This is a genomic window from Aminobacter carboxidus, assembly GCF_014863355.1.
Classification (GTDB): Bacteria; Pseudomonadota; Alphaproteobacteria; order Rhizobiales; family Rhizobiaceae; genus Aminobacter; species Aminobacter carboxidus.
Genome location: NZ_JACZEP010000001.1, coordinates 1600997 through 1607409 on the forward strand (window position 1 = coordinate 1600997; position 6413 = coordinate 1607409).

At 62.4% G+C, this 6413-nt stretch carries 8 protein-coding genes; 1 reads left to right on the forward strand and 7 read right to left on the reverse strand.

The window, feature by feature from the left end; translation table 11 throughout:
• Window positions 1-60: 60 nt before the first annotated feature.
• From IHE39_RS07595 to crcB, 6 genes are all read right to left on the reverse strand, one after another.
• Window positions 61-1101, reverse strand: a complete 1041-nt coding sequence (locus tag IHE39_RS07595) for a glutamine synthetase beta-grasp domain-containing protein (protein WP_192565992.1) — start codon at window positions 1099-1101, stop codon at window positions 61-63.
• A 207-nt stretch (window positions 1102-1308) separates the two neighbouring features.
• Window positions 1309-2103 (reverse strand): ATP12 family chaperone protein, encoded by a 795-nt coding sequence (locus IHE39_RS07600; protein WP_184767664.1) that lies wholly within the window; start codon window positions 2101-2103, stop codon window positions 1309-1311.
• 2 nt (window positions 2104-2105) lie between these two features.
• Window positions 2106-3032 carry a DMT family transporter gene (locus tag IHE39_RS07605; protein WP_192565993.1) on the reverse strand — a complete coding sequence of 309 codons (927 nt, stop codon included), beginning with the start codon at window positions 3030-3032 and terminating at the stop codon, window positions 2106-2108.
• 152 nt (window positions 3033-3184) lie between these two features.
• Window positions 3185-3865, reverse strand: a complete 681-nt coding sequence (locus IHE39_RS07610) for an HAD-IA family hydrolase (RefSeq protein ID WP_192565994.1) — start codon at window positions 3863-3865, stop codon at window positions 3185-3187.
• Window positions 3862-4845, reverse strand: coding sequence for an RluA family pseudouridine synthase (locus IHE39_RS07615; RefSeq protein WP_184767661.1), 984 nt, complete (start codon window positions 4843-4845; stop codon window positions 3862-3864). Before IHE39_RS07615 ends, IHE39_RS07610 begins: the two co-directional genes overlap by 4 nt.
• A gap of 35 nt (window positions 4846-4880) precedes the next feature.
• Entirely contained in the window at window positions 4881-5258 is a 378-nt protein-coding gene (crcB, locus tag IHE39_RS07620; RefSeq protein ID WP_184767660.1) for a fluoride efflux transporter CrcB, read from the reverse strand.
• Window positions 5259-5427: 169 nt separating this feature from the next.
• Here crcB and mazG point away from each other — a divergent pair, with 169 nt between their 5' ends.
• A complete protein-coding gene (mazG, locus tag IHE39_RS07625; protein WP_192565995.1) occupies window positions 5428-6249 on the forward strand; it encodes a nucleoside triphosphate pyrophosphohydrolase in 822 nt (273 codons plus the stop codon).
• Window positions 6250-6255: 6 nt separating this feature from the next.
• Here the strand turns inward: mazG and IHE39_RS07630 are convergent.
• On the reverse strand, window positions 6256-6413 hold a 158-nt coding region (locus tag IHE39_RS07630), incomplete at its 5' end, for an integrase core domain-containing protein (RefSeq protein ID WP_192565996.1).

Below are 6413 nucleotides of genomic sequence, written 5' to 3' on the forward strand. Positions count from 1 at the left end.
CTCCAAAGCAAAAAGGCCCAGCGGGGTCCCGCTGGGCCTTCGGCATTGATGCAGAAGTGCTTACGCAGCAACCCTGGTCTCGATGCTGGTCGGCACCGAGTTGATGGTCTTCAGGATCTGTGACGCGATCTGGTAGGGGTCGCCCTGCGAGTTCGGGCGACGATCTTCGAGATAACCGCGATAGTCGTTGCGCACGAAGCTGTGCGGCACGCGCACCGAAGCGCCGCGGTCGGCAACACCCCAGGTGAAGACGTCGATCGAAGCCGTCTCGTGCTTGCCGGTCAGGCGCAGATGGTTGTCGGGGCCGTAGACCGCGATGTGCTCTTCGCGGGCCTCGCCGAAGGCTTCCATCAGCGCTTCGAAATAGGCCTTGCCGCCGACGTCGCGCATGTAATCGGTCGAGAAGTTGGCGTGCATGCCCGAGCCGTTCCAGTCGGTGTCGCCAAGCGGCTTGCAGTGATACTCGATGTCGATCTCATACTTCTCGGTCAGGCGCTGAAGCAGGTAGCGGGCGAGCCACATCTCGTCGGCGGCCTTCTTCGAGCCCTTGCCGAAAATCTGGAATTCCCACTGGCCCTTGGCCACTTCGGCATTGATGCCTTCGTGGTTGATGCCTGCCTCGAGGCAGAGGTCGAGATGCTCTTCGACGATCTGGCGGGCTATGCTGCCGACGTTCTTGTAGCCGACGCCGGTGTAGTATTCGCCCTGCGGTGCCGGGAAACCGGCCTCCGGGAAGCCGAGCGGACGGCCGTCCTTGTAGAAGAAGTATTCCTGCTCGAAGCCGAACCAGGCACCCTCGTCATCAAGGATGGTGGCGCGGGTGTTAGACGGATGCGGGGTGACACCGTCGGGCATCATCACTTCACACATCACCAGCACGCCGTTCTTGCGGGCCGGATCGGGATAGATGGCGACGGGCTTCAGCACGCAATCCGAGCTCTTGCCTTCGGCCTGGCGCGTCGAGCTGCCATCAAAGCCCCACAATGGAAGCTGCTCAAGCTTCGGGAACTCCGCGAATTCCTTGATCTGGGTCTTGCCGCGGAGATTGGCCGCCGGGGTGTAACCATCCAGCCAGATGTACTCGAGCTTGTACTTCGTCATGCTATCCTCTCAGTGTCGTGCCTGCCGGCCTTGCGATGGCCGAAGTGTCACAAGAGAGAAAGCAAGCCCCGTGCCAACTTGAGAATCCCAGCTTCCACAACGGGATGACAGTTGGCGGGAAAAGTGATTGCTTAAAAAACAGGCAAACTACGGCAGCATAGCTGACATTCTGCCCAAGACTCAGGCTGACGCGTACTGCCGGGCACCTCAGCCTGCCTCGAGCGCCTCAAGCAGCGCCACCGCCGAGAGCATGTCACGCTTGCGGCTTGCGCGGCGGGCCACGGCCTCCGAATCCTGACCCCAATTCTCGCTCTGCCAATCCTCGTCGACATGGGCTGCGGCCCATGCTTCCTCGACATCGAGTTCGCCCATCTCGACCGCCAGTGCCAGAAGTGCCGAGCCGGTCAGCGTGGTCATCAGATGGAGTGCCGCCAGCCGCATCGGCTCGGCGCGCTGCGACAGGTGTACGCCAAGGGCAGCAATTGCCGCGCGCGGCTGCTCGACATGCATGACGCCCTCAGCCAACACGAAATGCGCGCCAAGCGATGCCCGGGCCCAGTCAATAACCGGGTCCCACGCCTCGGCCTGCCGCTCGACAAGGCGCTCGGGCTGATCGGCGCGGTAGCAAAGAAGGTCTGAGGACGAAAAGCGCAAAATGTCTTCGAGCACCGCCTGCGGGTCGGTGGCGACACCGTCGATCGCGGTATTGACCAGGCGCAGTACAGGCATGGTGAAAGGATCGATGTTCTCGACCTGGGACGCGAACTCGTCGGCAATCAATTGAGCCGCCGCCGCGGTCGGCAAGGCAAGAAGCGCCCTGCCCGGCGTGCGTACCGGCTTGCCGTCGAGTTGCACCGCATGACCATCATCGACGGCGGCAACGGCGGCCGTTTGGTAGAAGCGCTTGGGCAGCTGCTTGCGCAACGTGCTTTGCGCGCGGCGGATCGGATCGGGATCGGACAGGCCGTCGCTGGTTTCGAGGTCGCTCAGGATTTCTCGCATCTTTACTCCGCTCCGGCCGCGCGCCTGCGCGATGGCCGATTTACAATGATCAGCCCGGTCGCGATCAGACCGAGCGCCAGAAAAATGTTCCAGGTCAAAGCTTCGCCGAGCACCAGCCAGCCGCATATCACGCTGAATGCCGGCGACAGGAAGGCAAAGCTGGAAAGGCCCGCCGCAGGATAGCGCCGCATCAGCCAGAACCATAGAATATAAGTGAAGGCGACGACATAAACAGCCTGAAACAGCAAGGCACCGGTGGCAACCGTCGAGACATCGCGCAGTGCCGGACCAGCCAGCGAAACGAGCGGAACCGCCATGAGCGCCGACACGACAAGCTGGTAGAGCAGCACCTTCTCGGCACCGGCATTGGCCAGCCTGGTACCCTTGATCACCAGCGTGGTCAGCGCCCAGAGCAGGCCGGCCACCAGTGCGAGAAGATCACCTACCAGCGTCGAGGGGCCGATGGCGCTGAGCTTATCGGCAAAGACCACCGCGACGCCGCCGAAAGCCAGGATCAGGCCGAACAGCTTCTGCAGTGTCATGCGCTCGCCAAGCCAGAAATGCGCGCCGATCAGAACCCAGAACGGCATTGTGTTGACCAGCAGCGAGTTGCGCGCCACCGTCGTGTGTTCGAGGCTGACGAATACGAGGATGAATTCCGCACCGAACAGAAGCCCGGCGACGATCCCCGCCCACAAGGTGCCGTCGCGTGTAAACAGCGGAACACTGCGGTAGAGGCACCAGAGATAGACCAGCACGCCGGCGATGCCCGAGCGCGCGACATTGAGGAAGATCGGGTTGTAACCCGACGTCGCCAGCTTGGCGGCGACGCCGTTCATGCCCCACGACATCGTCAGCATGAGCATGAACACGACGGCTGCCGTATCGATCGCGTCGCGACGTTCCAAAGGCTGGGTGACGGCTGTCATAAATACCTCCACGCTCATCGAGCGCGATGCTGATGGACAAGGGCTGGCCATGCCGCGGTGCGAGGCAGGCTGGCAGGCGGCAGCGGACCAGACTCCAGCCGCGCGGCGCGGGTCGCAACATAGCGCACGACGCCTGCCGCCACTTGGTCCAGCTAGTCGATAAGGTGTAGCAGTTCGCCAGGGGTATCGATGACGGCATGCGCGCCGGTGGCAAACAGGCCGTCACGGTTGTGGTAGCCCCAGGCCACACCAATGGCTCGGGCACCGGCATTGCGGGCCATCTGCATGTCGTAGACGGCGTCGCCGATGACGAAGGTCGATGCCGGGTCGATGCCCATCTCGGCGCAGCATTCCAGCACCATCGCCGGGTGCGGCTTGGACGGGCAGTCGTCTGCAGTGCGAATGGTCACGAAATGCCTGCCGAAACCGTGGGTCTCCAGCACCCGCTCCACGCCGCGGCGCGACTTGCCGGTGACCATGCCGATCAGCACGTCATCGCGGCGTCCGAGTGCCTCGATCAGCTCGGCGATGCCGTCATAGAGCGGCTCTCGAAAGCTCGGCAGGTGTCGCGATGCAATGAAATGTTCCTTGTAACGTTCTGCAAGCCTTGAGCTTTCGGCGTCCGGGGCGCGCTTCAGCAGTGTCGCAATCGCAATGTCGAGCGTAAGCCCGATGATGCCCTTGGTCGCAGCCGTGTCGGGCTCCAGCAGTCCGGCTTCTCGGAACGTCGCCACCATCGAGGCGTGAATGATGTCGGCGCTGTCGACCAGCGTGCCGTCGCAATCGAAAAGAACGAGCTTCGGAGCTGCGGAGGCGTTGCCCGCAGCCGTCACGCCGGTTCCCCGCTTTCATCGTCGAAGCCGATCAGGTTCCAGCTCTGGCGCATATGCGGCGGCATTGGCGCGGTGACGTCGATGACGCCGTGATCGGGATGGGGAATGACGATGCGGCGGGCATGCAGATGCAGCTTGTTCTGCAGGCCGCCCGGGAATTCCCAGTTGGTGTCGTGCTCGAAATATTTGGGATCGCCGATAATCGGGCAGCCGATATAGGCCGCATGTACGCGCAGCTGGTGGGTACGGCCGGTATAGGGCTCCATCTCCAGCCAGGTCATGGTCTGGGCCGCCTGTTCCAGGACACGATAATAGGAAACCGCGTGGTCGGCACCCTTTTCACCGTGCTTGGCGACACGCATGCGGTCGCCGTCCGGAGTCTGTTCCTTGATCAGCCAGGTCGAGATCTTGTCTTCGCGCTTTGGCGGCGCGCCCTTGACCAGAGCCCAGTAGGTTTTTTTGGTTTCGCGGGCACGGAAGGCTTCGGCGAGCTTCATCGCCGCAAGACGCGTACGCGCCACAACCAGCACGCCCGAGGTGTCGCGGTCGAGCCGGTGCACCAGGCGCGGCTTCTCGCCTTTCTTGTTGCGCCAGGCTTCGAGCATGTCGTCGAGATGGCGCACGATGCCCGAACCGCCCTGAACGGCAAGGCCGGCCGGTTTGTTGAAGACAAAGACCTTGGAGTCTTCATAGATCAGCATCTTGGCCAGCACATCGCCATCGTCCTGGTCGCGCATGGTGCGGGCGGTCAGCGGGCCGTCATTCTTCTTGTCGACTTCGAGCGGCGGGATGCGAATGACCTGGCCAGGCTCGACGCGCGTGTCGGCCTTGACGCGACCGCCATCGACCCGGATCTGGCCCGAGCGCAGCAGTTTTTGCAGGTGACCGAAGCCGAGCCCCGGAAAATGGGACTTGAACCAGCGGTCGAGCCTCATGCCCGTTTCGCCGGCTTCCACCGTGATCTGTTCAACGCCAGCCATATTTTAATCGTCCTTTGCGAAGCGGCCCAATAGCATCAGCCGATGCTTCTTGCGAGCCACATTCCCAGAAACAGCGCCAGAATGGCTGATATGACGCTGGCAAACGCATATCCGAGCGCCGGAAATGTCGATCCACGCTCCCACAAGGTGGCGAAATCGAGTGAAAATGCCGAAAAGGTGGTGAAGCCGCCGAGGATGCCCGTGGCGACAAACAGCCTGAGTTCGTTCGAGCCGCCGAACCGACGCGCCAAAAGCCCGACGAACACGCCCATGGCGAGCGACCCCAGGACATTGATCGCCAGCGTACCCCAGGGAAAATTCGGCCCTACAAGGCGCAGCGCCAGCAGGTTGGCAAGGTGGCGCAGCGCGGCGCCAATGGCACCGCCGAGTGCAACGAGAGATAGATGCAGCATCGGGATTTCCTGCCTGCGCGCGAAAAGCCGGTCAATAGCCAAAGCGTAGCAGTTGGCATAGGGAGCGGCCAGAACGGACCGCTTCGGCGCAGGAAACAAGATGTGGACAAGGGCCTCGCCGGCGAAGCCCCTGTTGGGTCCGGGCCTGGCGGGCTATAGCATCGCGGTCATGCAACCTTCCAAAGACATCTCCCGCCTGATCGAGATCATGGCCGCCCTGCGTGAGCCGGAAACCGGCTGCCCCTGGGACATCGAGCAGAATTTCGCAACGATCGCGCCCTACACCATCGAAGAGGCTTATGAGGTTGCAGACGCGATCGCGCGCAACGACATTGATCATCTCAAGGAAGAGCTCGGCGACCTGCTGCTACAGGTCGTCTATCACGCCCAGATGGCAGAAGAGGCTGGCGAGTTTGTCTTCGGCGATGTGGTGCAAGGCATCACCACCAAGATGATCCGCCGCCACCCCCATGTCTTCGGCGATGCCAAGGCGCGCGAGGCGCGCTCGGCCAAGGGCATGTGGGAAAAGATCAAGGCCGAGGAGAAAGCGGAAAAACGCGCCGCGCGCATCGCCCGCGGGGTCGATCCCGAAGATCATGGCAAGGGTTTTCTCGACAGCGTGCCGGTAGCACTACCGGCGCTGACGCGCGCGCTGAAACTGCAGGAAAAGGCCGCCCGCGTCGGCTTCGACTGGGGCGAAGCGGCACCCATCCTCGACAAGATCGAAGAAGAGATCGGCGAATTGCGCGAGGCCATGGCCAAGGGCGACAAGGCCGCGGTCAAGGACGAGTTCGGCGACATGCTGTTTGCGCTGGTCAATCTCGGCCGGCACCTGGAGCTCGACTCCGAGGCAGCGCTGGGCGGCACCAACGACAAATTCCGCCGACGCTTCCACTATGTCGAAAAGGCGCTTGATGGCGCCGGCCACAGCCTGGAAGCGGCAACGCTCGACGAGATGGAAGCGCTGTGGCAGCAGGCCAAGACGGAGTAAGCCGTCTTAGCTGTCGTTTCCAAGAAGGTTGTTCAGTCTTTGGAACGGGCTGATGCCGCCGAGTGCAGAGTGTGGGCGCGTTAGGTTGTAGTTTGCTGCCCAGTGGTGAATGGCTTTGGCGCGTTCGTTCGATGAGGCGTATGGCCTGGCATAGGCCCATTCGC